Genomic DNA, 20,555 nt, shown 5'->3' with positions numbered 1-20,555 from the left:
TTATAATCTTGGTTTTTGCCACAGATTAAAAAGATTTTCACAGATTTTAAAAATCCTTTTAATCTGTTGCTAAATGATTTAATTCTGAAAAATTTTCTTCAAATACGCCACGTTGGCTCCATAATTAGCTTTTACGTTATGTACTTGCGTCACATCACGGGAGCGTTCTACGATTAACCAGCCTTTCCAATTCATTTCGTCCAACGTTTTTTTGATTTTTGGCATATCTACTGCTTTATCATTTTCCAACCAGACTTTATCTGTTGTCGAAGCGTGAATTTGTGCCAGATGTTTTTTACCTAAAATCTTTAATTCGGTGGCGATGTCTCTTCCATTATCTACGGCATTGGCAAAATTGAAAGAACTTTTGATGTGCTTACAGCCAATTTCTTCGAATAGTTTTTTCTCTTCGGTAGCGTTTAATGAAGTTTCAATGGCGATAACTCCTCCTATTTTACCGACTTGTTTTCCAGCCCATTTTAATCTTTCGATAATGATCGGACGTAGTTCAGGATTTTTATTCAAATCGCTTTCTGTTCCAAGAGGTAAATAAGCGACTTTTACCTTCATATTTTTCATTGCCTTGACGCAATCCTCAATCATAAGTGTGATGGATTCTCTTTTGGCAAAAGACTGTGCATAAAATCCTGACATAGCAATAGAACTGATTCCGATACCTGTTTCTTTGGATTTATCCAGAAATTTTTGTCTTTCGATTGGATCGCCTAATTTGCTGTCGAATGTTGGTCTTTTTCCCAATCCCCCCATATCGAGTTCGATTCCGTCTGCTTTTATTTCGGCAGCCAAAGCAAAAGCACCCAATTTTTGTCTTTTTAAAATCATCCAATCGCAAACAGCCACTTTGTAACGTTGTTTTTTTGATGACTGGGCTGAAACGGTGCTATTGAATGTTCCAGAAAAAACAACTATCAAAACTATAACAGCCGTTTTTATAAAATTACTATTTTTCATATTGTCTTTTTTAACCACAAATTGCACAAATTAGCACAAATTTTGATTTGTAAATCTTATTCCTCTTCCGCTTTAACAGCTTTCACTTCAACACCTTCTTGTCCAGGCCAGATTCCGTTTTTGATTGGAATTGCTTTTAATTTACTTGGATCGATTTTTACATATTTCAGTTTTTCTCTTCTCCAAGTGTAAACGATATGCACCATTCCGTCCTTGCTTTGAATCATCGAAGGATAGGAATATTGGCTGATTTTGGAATCTTCCAAAACCAAAGCTGCTTTCCAATTGATTCCGTCGTCAGAAATGGAAACATTCAATGGGGTTCTTGGCCCTTTCGCTTCTTTTCCGGGAGGTAGAACGTGGTTGTACACCAACAAATGTTTTCCGTTTTTCAATGTTACGGCATCTGTTCCAGAGTTGTTATTTGGCAAACCGATTAGTTCCACATCCGACCAAGTTTTTCCGTAGTCTTTAGAAAAAGTGCTGAAAATAGCTCGGTTTTTGGTTCTTCCGATAGCCTGAATACGTCCGTCTTTGTGAAACAAAATACTGGGCTGAATGGCATTGATTTTTTGTTTCCCTCTTGAAATGGTATCACCCATAACCCAAGTTTTTCCGAAGTCGGGAGTTGATTCCATACGCAAATGCCAGCCATTTCCTTCGGTACTTGAAGGAAGCAATAATGTTCCGTTGCTCAATAAAACCGGCTTGTTTTTGATTGGTCCCAGAAAATCTTTACTCGGCATATCAATCTTGTCAGACCAGGTTTTTCCGCCATCAGAAGAAGTTCTGTAAACGCCCCACCACTCGGATGGTTTTGGTCCTATTTTATAAAACAACATTAAATCTCCATTCGGAATTTGGTACAAAACAGGATTCCAAGTCGGGAATCTTGTTCCATCTTTCATCACACCATCGGCTACCTTAATGGGTTCACCCCATTTGTCGCTTCCTTTGGGTTTTATAGCCGAATAAATACAAACATCGGGATGTCTTTCGTGGCTTCCGCCAAACCAGGCCGAAACTAAATCACCGTTCGTCGCTTCCACAATTGTTATGGAGTGGCAGGACGGATAAGGTGCTTTATCAAATACAAATTGATCTACCAAAATTCCTTCTTTCCAAGTTTTTTTCTCCAAAGCTGATTTACAGCTTCCCAAAAGTAGCACGGTTAAAAGTAGAAGGCTTGTTGTCTTTAAAATTCTCATTATTGTTATTTTATATTATTTACATTCAATTCATAGGTTCCCGAAGGCAATTCAAGAACCAATTTGTTATTTTCTATTTTATAGTTTTTCGATACTTTTTCCTTGTTCACTTTCACATCCGATGCATTCGCTGTTGGCAAATAAACGAGTGCCGATGAATTGGCCGGAATGGTAATTTTCCAAATTAAATTGGTTTTATTTTTCTTCCAATTGCTTTTAATCAAACCATTAATGGATTCGTAAGAAGCATTGACAAAAGTCAGTCCGGCATTGAAATCCGGTTTCATAATGATTTGTTTGAAACCCGGAGTTTCAGGATTGCTCTTGATTCCCGCCATATTTTCGTAGTACCAAATCAGTAAATCACCCAAAAGCATTACGTGGTTTTGTGAATTCATTGTGGGATCGGCGGTGTTTCCGTTCCACAATTCCCAAATAGTAGTCGCTCCGTTTTCGACCATATAGCCCCAACTTGGATACGTTTTGTTGGAAGCCAGTTTATAAGCCAAGTCTCCTCTTCCGAAATTCGTCAGCGTTCGCATCAAAAATTGTGTTCCGATTACACCTGTGCTGATATGACCGTTTTTAGTAACCTCAACTTCGTGAACCATATTTTGGAAAACCTTGTCAATTAAGTTTTCAGGAACCAGCCCAAAAGCCAAAGGCAATACATTTGCTGTTACCGTATTATTGGCGTAGTAGTTTTTCTCCGTATTTAAAAATTTGGCATTGAATGCTTTTTTGATTCTGACGGTCAAATCATCATAATGCGCAATATCGGCATCTGCATTTGCGATTTTGGCAAACTTTTTCATTATGTTCAAAAGCTGATAATAAAATGCAGTCGACAATAATTGTCCGTCGGTTAAACGGGCAGGGTCTTTGGAACGAATCAGCTCTAATGATTCCGGCGGAACGCACCAATCGCCGTATTTGTCCTTGTCCATTAAATCATTTTGAAGATAATTTTCTTCCATATACACCATCCATTTTTTCATAGACGGATATTGTTTTTTAATCACTTCTTTGTCGCCAAATTGTTGGTACAACATATCGCCCACCGTGATATAAGTTCCCGGCCAGGTCACATTATCGCCGTAATAACGCCAAAATGCTGGCGCCACATCTGGCAATCCGCCGTCCTGCGTTTGCGAATATTTAATATCATCCAGCCATTTGGCATACAAAGTCTGGTTGTCGAATAAAAAGCTTTCGCCATAAGCACCAGTTGTACGATCTCCCAACCAAGGCTGACGCTCGTTTCGCTGTGGACAGTCGATTGGCATTCCTTTGTAATTTCCGCTGATTCCCCACCACGCATTTTTGAAAATCTGATTCATTGTCGCATCCGAAGATTCAAAAGTTCCTGTCGTTTTAATATCGTCATAAACCACTTTTCCAACGAAATTATCCAAAGTTGGTTTGGTCGGAAAACCTGAAATTTCCACAAATCGAAAACCGTGAAATATAAAACGAGGTTCCCATATTTCTTCGCCTTCGCCTTTCAAAGTGTAAACATCAGTTGTTTTTGCATCACGCAAATTGGCAATGTATAACGAACCATCAGCCTGCAAAGATTCGGCAAATTTCATCGTGATTTGGTCTCCGCTTTTTCCTTTTACTTTCAGTTGCAACCAACCCACCATATTCTGACCCATATCGAGAATATAAGTTCCTTTTGCAGTCGCTTTTATCGAAATTGGTTTTACTTCGCCCATTATTTTCATATTCGGCGTCATCTGTGCTTCATAAAAACCGCCCGGTTCCTGAACGTATCTGGCATTTACCCAATTTTTATCGTCAAAATTGATCGTCGCCCAGCCTTTCATTTCTTTGCGGGCATCGTATTCTTCACCGTCGTATTCGTTGTTGGACAAAATTGGTCCGTCAGTGGTTAATTTCCAGGTATCGTCAGTTCGGATGATGTCTTTGGTTCCATCGGTATATTCGACAAACAACTGCAAAGCCATTTTTGGAAAACCAAATGATTTTATTTTATACGGCTTGTAGTCCTGACGCATCGCAAAAAATCGTCCGTTTCCTAAAATCGTTCCCAACATATTTTTGCCTTCTTTCAACTGCGAAGTCACATCAAAAACATTGTATTTTACGTTTTTGGTGTAATCCGTCGGAACGGGTGCCAAAACCTGATCGCCAATTTTATTTCCATTGATGTACAGCTCATACAAGCCCATCCCCATAATATAAACCTTGGCAGATTTGACTTGTTTTTTCAGATTGATTTCTTTTCGCAAATAACGCGCAGACAATCTCGAATACTGGGAAACGCTATCCTCTTTCGATAATTTTTCATAGCCAATCCAGCGTGTCGATTTCCAGTCGGCATAGGTTAAAATCCCGATGCTGAAATGGGCATTTTCAGTAGATTTAATTTCGCCTTTATTCGTAAAAACAGTTACTTTCCAAAACGCATTTTGTCTGTCTCCCAACTTTTTTCCGTTGTAAATTATATTGACAGATTCGTCACTTGTAACTCTTCCGCTGTCCCATAAATCGGCTTTGTTCGCATTCAGATTTTCCAAAGTCGAAGCAACCACAATTTGATAGGCGGTTTGTTTTACATCGTTCACATCGGATTTTATCTGCCAGCTCAAACGAGGTTTCAGCACATCGATTCCTTCCGGATTGTTCAGCATTTCGCATTGCAGATTCGTGACACTGATTTTATTTTGGGCTTGCGCCAAAGAAAAACAGAGCGATGCAATAAGGATGAAGGAATGTAGAAATGTCTTTTTCATAAGTTTATTTTTTTTACGCAGATTTAATCTGTATGATTTACCATTTAGCGATTTTATACTTTTTATTTTCTGGATTTTTTATTTCAAAAATTACTCTATCACATATTCTTTCAGTACAGACATAGTCTCTTAAGTTCACTAAATTGATTATTAACGAATCTCCTTTGATTTTATAATCACCTGCATTTTCAGCACAACCATTATTAAAAGTCAAATAAGAAATATAGATTTTATCCTTCAAATATTTAATTGTATCCGTTTTGGAATTAAATTCTTTTTCGTTTAAATTCCATTGAGTCTTAAATTCCATTTTAGCAATTTCTTCTTCAGAATATATTCCGCCAATAATCTTAAATTTAGTAATATTAGGATTAGGTTTAAAATTTTTAATTATTGAATCCTCTAAATTTTCATCATTTGCCTTTTCAGAAACTTCAATTTTTTGCATTTCCAAAACTTCTTTCTTTTTTTCACAAGAAAATAAAATAAGTGAGCAAAAGATTATTGTTATTAGTTTTTTCATTTTTCTATCTTCACTTTTTAGTACATTGTTTTGACTGCAATTTTAAACTATTCTATTCCGATACTAATTTCTCCAATTTTTCTGAAACCGCAATTTCTTTTCCGTTTTTAAAAATTCGAAAACCTTTTCCTTTCTTGTATTTTTCTCCCGTTTTATCCCAAAGAATCGTGATGATATTCCCGTGATACAATACGTTATCCAAACAAAACCAATCCCATTTTTCCTGTGGAATCAACGGATTTACCTCAATTTTTCCATCTGCTCTTGGTCGCAATCCTACCAATCCCGTAATCATCAAATCGTTGAAAGTCGAATGATTGTAATAACGGCTGCGCTCCCTGTCACCCATCAACCAATAACCGGTTGTTTCGTCCAGATATTCTCCAATGTATGGCTTTCCTCGGTAATATTGCGATTGCACATACAAATCCATTTGTTTGAAATAATCGGTTTTGGCAACGAAATTTTGGTTGTAATTATTCAACACATTTGCCAAAGCCGTCAAGGTTTGAGAAGTGGCAAAAGGCCAAATCGCTCCATCCCATTCACAAGTTCCGGTTCCGTGGGTTCTAAAACGTGGACTTCTGCGCTCGGCAGTTGTCAATCCAAAAGGTGCCGAAAACCCTTTTTCATCCTTAATCTGTTCCCAGGCTTTTTCAAAACCTTTGTCTTTTTGTGGCAAGTTAAAATACCACGGAATAAATCCGATTGCTTCCCTTACTTGCGCCAACGTATCTTTCTCTGTAAAGGTCTCAAAAAAATTGTTTTTTTGATTCCATAATCGGGTTTCGACCAATTTTTGAAGTGTATCTGCTTTGGCTTTGAATTTTGATTCCGCTTCCTTGTCGCCTTTCATCGCCGCCATTTTGGAAATCGCCATAGCATTGCCATACATATAACTGTTGATTGTTGGTCTTGCATTTTGTACTTTTCGCCCACCACTCAAGGATTCTTCCATTCCGTCTTTTACATCGTGTTGCCAAAACAAGCCATCCTTGCGCTGACGGTCTTTTTCCCAAACCGCATAATCCGTCACCATATCCGGGTACATATCCAACAAGAATTTTTCGTCTTTGTTCACCAAATAACGGTTGTACAAAGCATCGGCTGTCCAACTACTGAATTTGTACAATTTGTTCATCGGTTTTCCTTCATTGCCTCGGTACCAAATTTTCACATCCTGCTCAATATACTGCGGATCGTGCACCCAACGAAATTCGTTAATATGATGCCCAACGGCACAGGCAATCAAATTGTATTTATCGGCATACGAACGTTGCACCAAAAACTCGGTAATTCCGAAACCAAGTGGCGTTTTTTTGATGTGTTTTCGAGCCGTCCACCAACGATAATAATAAATCTCCTCAAAATTTTGCTGTGGACATTCAAACAACGGAACATTCTTTTCCATCCACGTCCACGCACTGTCATTCGGAATCGCAAATTTCAGATTCTCGTCTTCCATCGTGTTGAAATAATCCACATAATGCTTAAAATTATTGGCTTTCAAAACAGCTGAAGTTCCTTTTTTAGAATGCCCCGCACCCGATTTACAACTACTGAAAGCTGCCATCAGGATTACGAAAGCGATTATTTTGTATTTAAAATTCTGTAACATATTCAAATTATTATTTTAATTATTGTCCGTAAACTTTGTCATTCCGTAGGACACGAGCGATAGTGAATTGGCGAAGCAATCTCACGTTAGTTGCTCAAGTTGTTTGAGATTCCTACGGAATGACAAACTAGAGTTATTACAGGAATTCGTGAAATTTTCAAAACAACGAATTCGTGTTAATTCGTGAAATTCGTGTCCCTCTCTTAATTCGCAGAAAAACTATACGTCTGTCCCGCTTTCATCTCCACATCATATTCATTATACTTTGGTAATTGTACTTTAGGCAATTTTGCTTCTTTGGAAATGATTGGTTTCTTCACTTCCACATCATAAAACAACGGATTCGGGTTTTTACCTTTTGCTTTTTTAAACGTAATTCCTTTATCAGCTTTCAAAGTATTTTCCAATTTCAATCGGCAGTTTCCTCCTAATTTTGAGTACACTTTCAAATTCGAAACTTTATTGTTTTTCCAGGTCATATCAATTACAAATCCGCCTCGGGTTACCAAACCTTTGATGCTTCCGTCTTTCCAAACCGTTGGCAAAGCAGGCAATAAATGAATCGCATCTTCCTGACTCTGCATCAGCATTTCGGCGATTCCGGCAGTACAGCCAAAGTTACCGTCAATCTGAAATGGCTGGTGTGCATCGAGCATATTTGGATACGTTCCACCGCCTTTTCTTTGGTCAGCAGTTACCAAATGCAATTGATCCTGAATCAATTTGTAAGCGTGATTTCCGTCCAACAATCTTGCCCATAAATTCACTTTCCAACCCATTGACCATCCTGTCGATTCGTCTGTTCTGTAAATCAACGATTGTTTGGCAGCTCCAAATAATTCTGGTGTTTTGATTGGTGAAATTTGGTTACTTGGAAACAAACCATACAAATGCGAAACGTGACGGTGATTGTCTTTCGGGTTGTCCCAATCTTCTTGCCATTCCTGCAACTGACTGTGTTTTCCCACTTTCATCGGAGGCATTTTTACCAAAGCATCGCTTAATTTTTTAGTATAATTCTCATCTGGAGACACCAATTTCGAAGCTTTGATTACATTGGTAAACAAATCAAAAACCAACTGATTGTCCATCGTAGTTCCCGAAGCAATAGTCGCTTTTCCGGTTCCGCCAGCGTGTGTATTTTCAGGAGAACTGGATGGAACCACCACCAAATAACCTGTGTTTGGATCGGTAATCATAAAATCCAAAAAGAAATCTGCGGCACCTTTAATTACAGGATAAATTTCTTTTAAATAATTGATATCGCCGGTGTACAAATAACGTTCCCACAAATCCTGCGAAACCCAGGCACCACCTGTTGGCCACATTCCTGACGCAGCCGAATCTACCGGAGCAGTTACGCGCCAAATATCGGTGTTGTGATGCAAGACCCAGCCGTTTGCATTGTACATTGTCTTTGCAGTTACAGCTCCCGTAACGCTCAATTCTTTTGCCATCTGGATAAAAGGCTCGTGCATTTCGGTAAGATTGGTTACTTCTGCTGGCCAATAATTCATCTCGGCATTGATGTTTGTGGTGTATTTAGAATCCCAAGGCGGAGTCACCATATCGTTCCAAATTCCTTGTAAATTGGCTGGCTGACCACCAGGTTGTGAACTCGAAATTAATAAATAACGTCCAAACTGAAAATATAAACTCGCCAATTGCGGATCGAATTGATTTTTGAAATCACGGATTCTTTCGTTCGTTGGTTTCTTGATGAGATTGTTCGAACCTAAATCCAAAGAAACTCTGTTGAAGAATTTTTGATAATAGGCAACATGCGCTTTTTTGATATCGTCAAAACTTTTTGGTAAAGCTTTGTCTAAATACGATTTACTTTTTGTTATTTCATCTTCTGTAATATCCTGATAGTTTTTGAAATTGGTAGCTATCGAAATGTAAAGCGTCACTTCATCGGCTTTGTTGATGCTCAGGATTCCGTTGCTCGCCGAAACTTCTCCGCCTTTATTTTTGGCTTCGATTCGTCCCTGAAATTTTACTTTTCCTTTTACGTTTTCGAAATTAGTCCCAACTCCAGAAAGGATAATTTGGTTCCCTTCTGTTGACGGAACGGTTTTGTCTATCGGGCTATTCATAAAAACATTCGCCGTAATCTGTCCCGGCTGACTTGCGGACAATTTTACCACAATCACCTGATCTGAAAACGAAGTCAGTATCTCTCTGGTAAATTCTACTCCGTTTACCGTGTATTTTACTTTTGCAGTAGCATTTTCGATATCTAAATCGCGGTAATAATTGGTATATTTTTGATGTCCCGGAAACGAAATGTAAGCGCTTCCAAAAGTTTGGTACGGCATTCCGTCGTTGGTTTGCGACATAATATCCTGCGTTGCCAAAGCCTGTGCTTCATCAAATTTCCCTTCGAAAACCAATTGTCTTACTTTTGGTAGAGCCTCGATTGATTTGGTGTGTGCATTGCTATTTGGTGAACCTGCCCAAATGGTTTCTTCGTTCAATTGCAAACGCTCGACAGCGGGATCTCCAAAAACCATTGCACCCAAACGGCCGTTACCCAAAGGCAAAGCTTCATTCCAGATGGTTGCGGGTTTGTCGTACCAAAGTTTCAATTCGCTTTTGGTTTGCGCTGTTGTGGCGAAGGAAACAATTCCGAAACAGATTGCTGTTATTTTATTTCTTAAACTCATATTTTATATTTTTTAGGTAAGACCCTAATTATTTTTTTTAACCACAAATTCCACAAATTAGCGCAAATTTCTTCAAGTTACCAGAGCGCGTGAGGGATAGAAGCAAGCTACCGAAGTAGCGCGGATAGCCCGACCCGATTTGGGAAAGGGGGCTACTGAACGGTTACGAGAGTTGCCCCCTTTTTCAAATTGGGTCACGCCCAACTATTACTTCTTGACTTCATATACTTTATTATTTTTTTCTCCGAACATTTCATATAATTTGTTGATGTCCTTTAGTGCGTTTTTTGGCAAATTTTCGGCTTTATTGCCAAAAACATATAATTTGTCGTAAGGCTCAATCACACAAGTCGATTCATCGATTTCGCCTTTTTCGTTCTTCACTTTGCTCAGATCCAAACCTAAATATTTCGCCATAAACGGGTAAAGCGCCATACGTTTTGAAACACCAAAATCGTGTCCTTCTTGAGGAAAATGGGCATTTTCTAACAACTCTTTTTTACCGTAAAAACCATAAGTTCTTTGGATAAAAGGGAATTCCAATTCGGGAACGGCTAGCGTCCAGTCTTTTCCGTCAGACACAATCAACTGTGGTTTTGGCGCCATCATTGCCGAAATTTCGGCATTATTGGTTCCGTTTCCGCAAAGGTGAATGCCACGACCGCTTTCGCAAGGACAGCCTCCAGAAAAATGGGAAGAAACCATCACAACCGGAGCAGAAACCTTAATTCTATCATCTAAAGCGGCCAAAAACATTGTGTGCGAACCGCCTCCAGAACCTCCAGTAACGCCAACTCGCGAAACATCGGCATTTTTAATCGTTACCAAATAATCCAATAAACGGATTCCGCTCAAGACCTGAACGGTTGAGGCGATGCTGTTTCGGTGCGTTTCTTCGGGGAATTGCAATAGGGATTCGCCCCAGGCAAACAGGTCGTAACTCACTACGATTGCGCCCATTTTGGCCATTATGGCGCAACGGTATTGCTCGTCTTTTCTATATCTTCCATCGCCAAAATGTCCGTCGGGCGTTAAGATAATTGCCGATTTTTTGTTTAATGGATAGGGTTTGTAAATCGATCCGGTTGTGTAAACGCCCGGCAGAATTTCCAATGCGATATTTTCGACGCTGTAATCTTTGTAGATTCGTTTTTGGGTTAAAATGGGTTTTGATTTGGGCGTTGGCGGTGCTTTATCCAAACCAAATGAGCTGATCATACAGGCTTTGATTTCGTTTTTTCGTTTTTCCCAGTCGGAAACATTGGAATATAAAGTGGTCAAATAATCCAAACGCTCTTTTCCTTTATCGACTGAAACTTTGTGGTTTTCATATTTTCGAATTTGGTATTTCCCGTCCGGCTGTTTGAAATACGTCAGTCCAAAAGGCACCAAAACATTCGCCAGAGAAACTTCCAGATTGCCTTGTTCGATTCGCCAATCGGCGTAATCGAGTTCTTTACCTTTCAATAAACCTCGGTCGTCAATAACCGTGATATGAAAAATTGTCTCCATCTTTTTGATGGTTTCCGTAACTGGCTTTCTGAAATTAGTATCAGATGTACATTGTGCGTTTGCAAGCGTCAATGTAAAGATTGAAACTAGTAAAGTAAAAGTTATGTTTTTTAAATTTTTCATTTGTGTGTTAACATTTTTTTCAATTGCCTCCAGCTTTAGCTGGAGTGATAAATAGAAATTCCTTAAATGGCTTTAGCCAAAATCACATCTAATTTGGCTAAAGCCAATCTGATATTCATTCCTTGTTCCTCCAGCTAAAGCTGGAGGCAATTCAATTTTATTCACATTCAATTGTATAAATTCCAGAACCTAATTTCAAAGTGGATTTCTTTTGATGCGCATCATAACCTAAATCTAATTTTAGTTTCTCCAAGGATTTACCATTTACTGCTATTTCTGTATTTTTCGAAACTGGCAATTTTACTGTCGCTGATGTATTGGCTGGAATTTCAATTTTCAGGATTAACTTTCCGTCTTTTTTCTCCCAGGCCGAGGCAATATTTCCATAAATCGATTGATAAGTTGCTTTTACAAAAGTCATATCGCCCACAATTTCCGGCTGAATGAAGAAATGTTTGAATCCCGGATTTTTTTCATCAGGCACAATTCCGGCTAAACTTTGATAGAACCATTCTTCGATTTGTCCCATCATAAAGTGATTCCACGAATTTCCTTTACGCGGATCCCATTGTTCGGTCAAGGTTGTCAGGCCAAATTTAATCTGAAAACCATAACCCGGCGCATCGTAATGGTTGTTCATTTTGTACATCGTTTCATTTTCGCCGTTTCGTGCCAAAGCCTGAAACAAATAGCGGTTTCCAACATCGCCAGTGGTCAATCGGTCGCCTTTTGCTTTTATGTCAGCCAATAAATTCTGCATCACAGCCTGTTTGTATTGCGGTTCTACGATATTCATAAAAACGGGAACGGCATTGCTGAACTGACTGCTGGTTCCGTATTGTTTGGTTTCTGGATTGAAAAATTCCTTGTTGAAAGCGTTTTTAATATCCGAAGTCAAAGTTTCATATTTCGTAATATCTTCCGTTTTATTCAATAGTTTTGCCGCTTTTGCAACTAAACTCGCTCCATAAAAATAATGTGAAGTTGCAGAAAGTGCAATCGGACTGTTTTTTGAATAACCCGCTGGATGTGTTCCGTAATCGTACCAATCGCCCAAACCGTGTGAGACGATATGATTGGTGGCTTTGGTTCCTAAATAATCCACATATCTTTTCATTACGAGATAATATTTTTCGATTAACGAAGCATCGCCGTAGTATTCATAATACATCCACGGCAGAATTACGCCTGTCACACCCCATTCAGGTGAATCGGTGAAATCGCCTCCGAAGACTACATATTCTGGAACGATGGTTGGAATCAGACCGTTATCTCGTTGCGAATCGGAGATGTTTTGCATCGTAGCAGGAATAAAACTTTCCAGATTATAATTGAATAGCAAACCTGGACCGTTCAAATGAATTTCCTCTATCCAACCCAATTTTTCACGGTGCGGACAATCAGTCAAAACGCTTTGAAAATTACTTTTTATAGCGTTGTTAATCAACAAGTGTGTTTTGTTGAAAATATCATTGGACGATTCAAAAGTTCCTGCTTCTCCTGCGGAATTGTAAATGAAATTCGATTTTAAATCTACTAATGTCGGCAGATTTTCGTTCTTGGTTTCTTTGTAATTGATGTTCTCAATCTGCACATATTGAAAACCGTAATAACTGAATTTCGGTTGCCATTCTTCAACGCCTTCGCCTTTCAAAGTATAGTCGTAATAGTATGGTTTTCCCGTTTTTCCCTGCCCGACAGTTCCGTCTTCATTCAGGCTTTCGCCTACCCAAACCCGAACAGTTTGTCCTTTTTTTCCTTTGACTTTTATGGTTGTGAATCCCGAAAGATTTTGGCCCATATTGAAAACATAGAAATTAGGTTTCAGTTCTTTTGCTGTAGCAACTTCGTATTGTTTTTGGATTGTAATTGGTGTTGTAATCTGTGGTCTCAAAACACCTTTTGGTGCTTCCTGAACGATTACTTTTCTCCAATTGTTATCATTGAATCCGGTTTTGTTCCAGCCTTTTTGCTCTAAATTGGCGTTGTAATCTTCTCCTCCAAAAATACTGTTGTAGGTAATTGGGCTTTTGCTGTATTTCCAGCTTTCATCTGATTTTATGATGTCTTCGGAACCGTCTTTATAAATCACCTTCATTTTGAAAAATAAAGTCGGCGGGCCAAAACTTACGTAGAATTTTGAATAGCGTTCGGCAAGTGTGTTATACATTCCGTTTCCTAATAAAACGCCAATTACGTTTTCGCCTTTTTTTAGTTCTTTTACAGATAATTCATAGGTATTAAAATTAACCGTTTTGTCGTAATCTGTCCATAAGGGGGCAAACTCGCTGTTGCCAATTTTCTTGCCGTTAATTGTTAATTCGTAATGTCCCAAACCGGAAATATACACTACGGCTTCTTTGATTTCTTTGTTAACCGAAATAGGTTTGCGAAGCATAATACTTCTGCGTGACAAGGAATCGGAAGCATTGATTAAAGCGTCTTTTTTCAGTCTGTTGAAAGTAGCGGTATGGTAATTTCTGCCTTCCGGTAAATGACTGTCGGCTTTGGTAACCGCGCCAATCCAGATTGGATTTAATGCTGGTACTGAAGGTGCGATCCTGAAAGAAGTTGTTTGGCTCCAATTGGAAGATTTGTCTTTTTGATTCCAGACTTTTACTTTCCAGAAATATTTGGACTCGTTTTTTAATGGAGTTCCGTTATAAGTAATTTGAAGATTTTTATTGGAAATTACTTTTCCAGTATTCCAGATATCTCCTTCATTTTTCTTTAATTTTTCTTCTGATGAAGCAACTAAAATCTGATAAGCTTTTTGTGTAACATTCTGTTGTTTTGAGACCAATTGCCAGCTTAATCTTGGTTGAGTTGTGTTTACTGCCAATGGATTTTCTGTCATTTCACATCTTAAATGAACGGCAGAAATTTGTCCATTCGAGATGAAAGTTACTAATAGTAAAAAGAGGGATAATATGTTTTTGAAAAACTTCACGCTTTATTTTTTTTACCACAAATTGCACAAATTTTCACAAATTATTCTTTTTCTTTCAGTTAAAGATTTGCGGAATTTGTGGAATTTGCGGTTATATTTTTTTTACATTTTTTTCGTAACCAATGATTTAATATTAAAAACCGCTTCCGGGATTAATTTTCCTGTATGCGGTAAATCAGTAAAATCCGGTGTATCTGGTTCTGTGTCGGCATTTGGTGTGTAACGCTGATCGCCTGTACGGAACATAATGCGTGAAATTCCATCAACCGGCGCATAGAATATCTTGTTGGTTTCTTTGCCTTCATTCACTTTTACGGTGTAGGAACGGGAAGTCACATCCAGTTTGACGGTAATTGTGTAATCTTTTCCAGCTTCGTATTTTCCAATTCCGCCGTGACGGGCTCCGTGCTTTACTTTCATTTCTCCATCCGAATCGAAAACGATGCGAATTGCAGGCAATCCTTGTTTGTTTTGGAATTCCACCTGCAGTAATCCGTGATTGTTTTGTTCCGGTTTTACTGTAAAAGTTGCTTCCATTTTTTGGGCAAAAGGAATTACACGTTCGGCTCGGGAATAATCAAAAAAGTCCTGATCTCTTAAGGTCAGCCATTTTTTGCCATCGGTTTTCTTTTCCACTTTGGCGGAAGCCCAAGACAAATCGTAGGTGTTCCATAGTTTTAATTCTTCGCCGTTTGCTAAATCATTGAAAACATCATTGGCATTTTCTTTTACTTCACTTGTTACGGGAACGGGGATTGAAGCCACCCAAATGTCTTCTTTGTTGACGCTGTAACTTACCCACAGTTTTCCGTCGGGAGGAGTTCCGTTGCCTTCGAGGATTCCGCGGACGTATTGCGGTCCTGCAGATTTGTAGTTTCCTCCGTAACGCATCGGACTTACTTCGCCGTGAACCAATAATAAATCTTTGTAATTCAATCCGTCATCGCTGGTGGATATTGCCAATGGCCAACGGTATTCTGATGGATTATAAACGGTTGCATAACGGTTATCCGAGGTTTTTTGCCCCCAGATTTTGGCGTTGCTGTTTACAAATCCAGGCGCTCTCAACGGTGTGTATTCCCAGGTTTTGCCTTCGTCTTTACTTAAAGATGTTAAAGCAAATTTCCATAAACCCACCACATTCCCGTTTGGTAAATGGTAATAATTGAAGGCTTTGTATTGTTTTTTTAATGGAATCAAAACATCATCTCTATCGGCTTCTTCGACCCATTGTTGCATTAACAATGGTTTGGAAAGTAGCTCATCACAAGCTTTTATGAATTTTTTGTCTTTGCTTTTTGTATAAAATGGAAATGTTGTTGGCAATGGATTTCCGTTTTTATTGTATCGAATAAAATAAATTGGTCCAAAACTTCCGTCTTTATAAATTTCTCTAACCACACGACCGATTCCTTTTCCATCGTTGGGATCATCTTTTTTATCCATCGCCACTCCGTAATAACCCAGAGCAAGCAATCTTTTATCGGAAGTAACATAAAAGCCCATACGCTGGTGCATAATGGCATCCAGATTTTTGGCAACACCTTCCACGCCTTCTTTTTTGAAACCGTCGGGAACGTGGTAGATTGGAAAAAGCACGGCTGGTTTTGTCCAGTTTACCCCATCTTTGGAAGTCATAATAAAAGTCTGGCTCGGCGGAATGTGTTCTCCGGACGGGTCGCTTAAATAATGCAAATAAAAAGTATTGTTCCAATACGCCATCATCGACTGGTGATTGTAGGTCCAGCCAAAACCATCGGCTTTTTCAGGATGTTCACGGCTGGCACGCATAATTTGTGTTGCGTGAACTCCAACCGCTGGACTCAATTGCCCGTGGTGGTAATCCACATTGGAAAGTGTTTTGCCTACATATCGAATGGTATCTTGTTGGGCTTGCGCCGAATTGACTGCGACACTGCTCAACAAAACAGTTAGTGATGTTACGATATTGGTTTTTATGTTTTGAAATGCAATCATTGTTCTTTATTATTTTTAGACTTGCCAACCCTGTCAGGGTTTTGAACCCTGACAGGGTAGTAAATCCATTATTTTTTCTCCATTAATCCTTTTAGAACTGCTGACGAAATTGTGGTAATTGTTCCGTGTTTGTGCCCTTCAGGAAGACTTATTTTAGATGAAACATCTTCGAAATGCACAAAATCTGAAGTGCTTAAGGCTTTGTAATTTTTGAATCCGTAATTGTCATAATACAGCAACCAGTTTTTACCGACTTTTACGACTGTTGGTCCTTCTGATAAATATTCTGTCAAGGGTTTTGATCTTTTTTCGAATGGCCCTAAAGGCGATTTTCCGAAAGCTACTTCTATGTTTCGCATTGGTCTGGTGTTGTCTTTTAGAACCAGAACGTAATCTTTTTTCCCTTTTTTGACAATCACACAATCGATGACGCTAAAACCGGGGTCGTAATATAATTTGGTATCTGAAAAGGTTTTGAAATCTTTGGTGGTTACGTAATACATACGGTGGTTGTTTTTCTCGTCTTCTACTCCCTTTTCAAATCGGAATGGGATTGTGGATGCCCAGATAATAATGTATTCTTTTTTGACATCGTCGTAAAAAATTTCGGGTGCCCAGACATTTACGACTTCGGGTTCGTGTTTCATTACGGGAATGTATTCCTGTTTTGACCAATGAATTAAATCTTTGGAACTGGCATATCCAAAACCATTTCCACCTTTCCAATCGGTTGTCCAAACCATATGATAGGTACCGTCAGTACCTTTAGCGATGGATGGATCACGCATTATTTTGCTAGCTCCGATTTCTGGTTTTAGGAATGAACCTTCCAAACCTTTCCAGTTGTAACCGTCTTCGCTGTACGCCAAGTACAATCCCTCAGTCGCTGGTTCCCTGAAAGAAGTGAAAAGATAAATATCTTTCTTTTTCTGGGAATAGCTTACCGCGAAAAGTGAAAGCGTTAGTATGATGAATATTTTTTTCATTGTTGTATTTTACCTCACCCCAACCCTCTCCAAAGGAGAGGGAGCCGAAACTGGAGAGTTGTTATTTTATCTATTGAAATACCTACAAGGTCAAAAAAAGACCTTGCAGGACAACTCGTTTTTTATTCAACGATTGCTTTTTTATCCAAGTCTTTTCCTTTTTTCACAACGGTATTTACATTGTTAAAAACATTGTTTTTTAGGAAAATATTTTTGGTGTCTTTTCCATCAGCTTCGATGAAAACATCGGTGGCATTGAATGGAAAATTGTTGTTGATCATAATATTTGACGCATTATCGATTTTGATAACCGGAACTCCTTTTATCGGTGTTGAAGAACCAACATTATCCAAAATTAGATTCTTGGCATCCGAAATTTTGAAAGAAGAACCAATTGTTGCATTCACTTTTACATCGTGAAATTCAACGTCTGTTGCGGTAATTACCGTAAAACCTTCTTTGCCATCCATATTGATGTTGGAGAAAGATATGTTTTGAATTGGCATTTCAACAATGCCACGAACGAATCCGGCTTTGTTGACGTTTCCGCCCGTAACGTTGCTGATGTGAATGTTTCTGAAAATCGGCGTGCGCTCGGTAACAGGCTCTACGGGATTGTCTTTGTCGTAGAAAAGATCCAAAATAATGGCTTCTTCCTTGATGTTTTTCATTACGATATTGTCCACCCGAATGTCTTCGACAACACCACCTCTTCCACGAGCGGCTTTGATACGGATTCCTCTGTCGGTTCCGTCGAAAACGCAGTTGGATATCGTGATTTTTTTTATTCCGCCCGACATTTCGCTTCCGATAACGACACCTCCGTGACCGCTTAACATTGTGCAGTTGGTGATGGTTACGTTTTCGGTTGCTTTTCCGTATTTACGACCGTCTGCATCCCTGCCCGATTTGATGGTGATACAATCGTCGCCCACGCTGATGTGGCAGTTCGAAATGTGAACGTTTGTACAAGACGAAGGATTGATTCCGTCTGTGTTTGGCGAATGCGGATTGTTAATTGTAATTCCAGTTACGGTTACATTGTCGCAAAATTCTGGATTTATCGTCCAGAAAGGAGAGTTTTTGAACGTAACACCTTCGATTAAAATATTTTTGCAATTGTAGGCCTGAAAAAAAGAAGGTCTGAAAAAGTGTTTGTCAATTGTTCTTTTGTAATAAGGCTCGTAAACAATTTCTGGGTTTTGTTCGGTCCACATTTTTTGGTATTTGGTTTCCGGAATCGGGCCTTTTGCACTTTCAATTCGGTACACTTCATTCCACCACGCTTTTCCTTGTCCGTCGATTACGCCTCTTCCTTTGATGGTGATGTTTTCGACGTCTTTGGCATAAAATAATGGCGAGAATGACTGCATCACGATTCCTTCGTAACGCATTTCTACGTAAGGAAGGTAATCATCGAAATTCTCTGAAAATTTCAAAAGTGCTCCGGAATCTAAGTGAATTGTGATATTGCTTTTTAATTTTAAAGCTCCTGTTAGATATTCCCCCGCTGGGAAAAATATGGTTCCGCCTCCGTTTTTAGATGCTTTTTCGATAGCGTTTTGAATGGCTTCGGTGCATTTTATGCCTTTGTTGTTTCCACCTTCGTTCAGGATGTTTAGCCAGCCGTCGTTTGCGAAAGCGGTGTTTAGTCCGGTTATGAAGAAGAGTACTATTATGATGTTTTTGACTTTCATAGTGTTTTTATTTTTTGTACGCAGATTTAAAGAAAGTGATCGGACTTTGACAAAGCAACGCTAACTTGCTTTGCCACAGATTCACAGATTGTTTTTTCACCACAAATTTCACAAATTTTCACAAATTATATTTTTGGATAAATTGATTGTAAAATTAAAACCCAATCGTTTCCGTCTTCTTTTTTGCCGGAAGGCTGGAATTCTTTAGTTCCTTTGTTATCAAAAATTCCAATCTTTGTTTTTTGTCCGTTTCGTGGGTCGAACCAGGTTGCAGTTACTTTATCTCCGGTGATTTTACCCATATTCACGGTAATTTTTCTTCCGGTGTAGGTATAAATCAAAGCATAATCATTTCCTCTTGTTGCTACCTGATAATCGTATTTTTGACCTTGATTCGCGATTAAACTTTGGTCTGGAACTCTTTCCAAATACGGAAACTCCAACATCAGATTTTTGATGTGCACCATTTGTCCCGCTCCCGGTGCATTGATGGCGTCATTCCATAAAATTTTATTCCCATAAGCTGGTTTGTCGCCTTTTCTGAACATTTGCATCACGGCATTATGACCGTAAGTATAACCCGCTGCTCCTGCAAAAACAGACCAATAACCGTAACGTCTCACATCGCTAGCTTTCCATAATGGCTGCAAAGTATCGTGCAAACCGTGTGGAATTCCCTCGTAAGATGGTTCTCCGTCAAGGGTTGGTTTTGTTGGTTTTAAATCCCAGTCTCTATGCACAAACTTGAAATTGTCTTCTTTGAATGGTTTCACCGAATCCTGATCATATCTTCTGTGTCCTGATTGGAACATATTGAAATCCAGCCAGCTTGCATTATGATAATTCTCTGATGAATCGGTTCTTCCGAATGGGTGAAAAGTCACTAACTGATTCGGGTTACTTGTTTTTAATATACTTCCGAGTGCGTTCCAAATGTCCTGAAATTTATCTCCGTAGGTATCGCCACCGTTCAGCCAGATTACATTGGTTTTGTTTTTATATCTGTCAGCTAAAAACTTGGCGTATTTTTCAACATCCGCTTTCGTAACGTTGCTTTTAGCACTACTTATATTAGTTCCCCAAACCGGAACCATTGCTAAATAGATTCCGTTTTTTTGGGCTACTTCCAAGGTGTAATCAACGTGATCCCAGTAATCGTATTCGGGAGCATTGTTTGGATCATTGCCCGGTGAAGTAATCTGATACGACAGATTATCATTCATTAATGCCTGATCGCCATAAGCATTTACAGCATTCACATTATGCAACACCATTACCTGAACGACATTGAATCCTTTTGCTTTTCTATCTTCCAAATATTTTACCACGCCTTCTCTGTCTAATTTTCCGAATGTCAGCCAGCCCGTGTCTCCCAACCAGAAAAATGGCTTTCCGTCTTCGGTAACAAAATAATGTTGATTTTCAGAAACTTTAAGTTTTGGTAAGTTTTTGGATTGCGAAAATCCGCTTTGTGCAGTAAACATCAAGCTTATACAAAGGGTGTATAAATATTTAATTTTCAGATTCATTTTGTTTGTTTTTAAAACCTCAGCCCAGCCCT

General features: G+C 38.9%; 12 protein-coding genes. All 12 read right to left on the bottom strand.

The window, feature by feature from the left end:
• Positions 1 to 78: 78 nt before the first annotated feature.
• Positions 79 to 972: a sugar phosphate isomerase/epimerase family protein gene (locus OZP13_RS17765; RefSeq protein ID WP_269241472.1), complete on the bottom strand. Its 894-nt coding sequence runs from the start codon at positions 970 to 972 to the stop codon at positions 79 to 81.
• Between the two features lie 56 nt (positions 973 to 1,028).
• The gene (locus OZP13_RS17760) at positions 1,029 to 2,180 is read right to left on the bottom strand and encodes a sialidase family protein (protein WP_281298080.1); all 1,152 of its coding nucleotides are present in this window, start codon (positions 2,178 to 2,180) and stop codon (positions 1,029 to 1,031) included.
• Positions 2,181 to 2,185: 5 nt separating this feature from the next.
• Positions 2,186 to 4,939 (bottom strand): alpha-L-rhamnosidase, encoded by a 2,754-nt coding sequence (locus OZP13_RS17755; protein WP_269241469.1) that lies wholly within the window; start codon positions 4,937 to 4,939, stop codon positions 2,186 to 2,188.
• 37 nt (positions 4,940 to 4,976) lie between these two features.
• Positions 4,977 to 5,462, bottom strand: coding sequence for a hypothetical protein (locus OZP13_RS17750; protein ID WP_269241468.1), 486 nt, complete (start codon positions 5,460 to 5,462; stop codon positions 4,977 to 4,979).
• Between the two features lie 52 nt (positions 5,463 to 5,514).
• Entirely contained in the window at positions 5,515 to 7,080 is a 1,566-nt protein-coding gene (locus OZP13_RS17745; protein ID WP_269241467.1) for an MGH1-like glycoside hydrolase domain-containing protein, read from the bottom strand.
• A 203-nt stretch (positions 7,081 to 7,283) separates the two neighbouring features.
• Complete coding sequence (locus tag OZP13_RS17740) at positions 7,284 to 9,749, bottom strand: glycoside hydrolase family 95 protein (protein ID WP_281298079.1); 2,466 nt, start codon at positions 9,747 to 9,749, stop codon at positions 7,284 to 7,286.
• Positions 9,750 to 9,956: 207 nt separating this feature from the next.
• A complete protein-coding gene (locus OZP13_RS17735) occupies positions 9,957 to 11,384 on the bottom strand; it encodes an acetylxylan esterase (RefSeq protein WP_281298078.1) in 1,428 nt (475 codons plus the stop codon).
• Positions 11,385 to 11,541: 157 nt separating this feature from the next.
• On the bottom strand, positions 11,542 to 14,334 hold the full coding sequence (locus OZP13_RS17730) for a glycoside hydrolase family 78 protein (protein ID WP_281298077.1): 2,793 nt from the start codon (positions 14,332 to 14,334) through the stop codon (positions 11,542 to 11,544).
• A gap of 102 nt (positions 14,335 to 14,436) precedes the next feature.
• Entirely contained in the window at positions 14,437 to 16,311 is a 1,875-nt protein-coding gene (locus OZP13_RS17725; protein WP_281298076.1) for a sialidase family protein, read from the bottom strand.
• A gap of 68 nt (positions 16,312 to 16,379) precedes the next feature.
• Positions 16,380 to 17,297 carry a glycoside hydrolase family 43 protein gene (locus OZP13_RS17720; protein WP_281298075.1) on the bottom strand — a complete coding sequence of 306 codons (918 nt, stop codon included), beginning with the start codon at positions 17,295 to 17,297 and terminating at the stop codon, positions 16,380 to 16,382.
• A 122-nt stretch (positions 17,298 to 17,419) separates the two neighbouring features.
• The gene (locus tag OZP13_RS17715; protein ID WP_281298074.1) at positions 17,420 to 18,994 is read right to left on the bottom strand and encodes a glycoside hydrolase family 28 protein; all 1,575 of its coding nucleotides are present in this window, start codon (positions 18,992 to 18,994) and stop codon (positions 17,420 to 17,422) included.
• Between the two features lie 125 nt (positions 18,995 to 19,119).
• Positions 19,120 to 20,523: a glycoside hydrolase family 140 protein gene (locus OZP13_RS17710; protein WP_269241454.1), complete on the bottom strand. Its 1,404-nt coding sequence runs from the start codon at positions 20,521 to 20,523 to the stop codon at positions 19,120 to 19,122.
• Between the last annotated feature and the right edge of the window lie 32 nt (positions 20,524 to 20,555).

This window comes from Flavobacterium limnophilum (genome assembly GCF_027111315.2).
In the GTDB taxonomy this organism is placed as follows: Bacteria; Bacteroidota; Bacteroidia; order Flavobacteriales; family Flavobacteriaceae; genus Flavobacterium; species Flavobacterium limnophilum.
The sequence above is the reverse complement of the archived record's forward strand: the minus strand, read 5'-3'. Positions and strand labels throughout refer to the sequence as shown.

What these genes read in the sequence shown, in the direction of transcription:
- OZP13_RS17710 (WP_269241454.1), bottom strand. Translation starts at nt 20,523, where the DNA reads ATGAATCTGAAAATTAAATATTTATACACCCTTTGTATAAGCTTGATG.
- OZP13_RS17765 (WP_269241472.1), bottom strand. Translation starts at nt 972, where the DNA reads ATGAAAAATAGTAATTTTATAAAAACGGCTGTTATAGTTTTGATAGTT.
- OZP13_RS17745 (WP_269241467.1), bottom strand. Translation starts at nt 7,080, where the DNA reads ATGTTACAGAATTTTAAATACAAAATAATCGCTTTCGTAATCCTGATG.
- OZP13_RS17740 (WP_281298079.1), bottom strand. Translation starts at nt 9,749, where the DNA reads ATGAGTTTAAGAAATAAAATAACAGCAATCTGTTTCGGAATTGTTTCC.
- OZP13_RS17720 (WP_281298075.1), bottom strand. Translation starts at nt 17,297, where the DNA reads ATGAAAAAAATATTCATCATACTAACGCTTTCACTTTTCGCGGTAAGC.
- OZP13_RS17725 (WP_281298076.1), bottom strand. Translation starts at nt 16,311, where the DNA reads ATGATTGCATTTCAAAACATAAAAACCAATATCGTAACATCACTAACT.
- OZP13_RS17715 (WP_281298074.1), bottom strand. Translation starts at nt 18,994, where the DNA reads ATGAAAGTCAAAAACATCATAATAGTACTCTTCTTCATAACCGGACTA.
- OZP13_RS17755 (WP_269241469.1), bottom strand. Translation starts at nt 4,939, where the DNA reads ATGAAAAAGACATTTCTACATTCCTTCATCCTTATTGCATCGCTCTGT.
- OZP13_RS17735 (WP_281298078.1), bottom strand. Translation starts at nt 11,384, where the DNA reads ATGAAAAATTTAAAAAACATAACTTTTACTTTACTAGTTTCAATCTTT.
- OZP13_RS17750 (WP_269241468.1), bottom strand. Translation starts at nt 5,462, where the DNA reads ATGAAAAAACTAATAACAATAATCTTTTGCTCACTTATTTTATTTTCT.
- OZP13_RS17760 (WP_281298080.1), bottom strand. Translation starts at nt 2,180, where the DNA reads ATGAGAATTTTAAAGACAACAAGCCTTCTACTTTTAACCGTGCTACTT.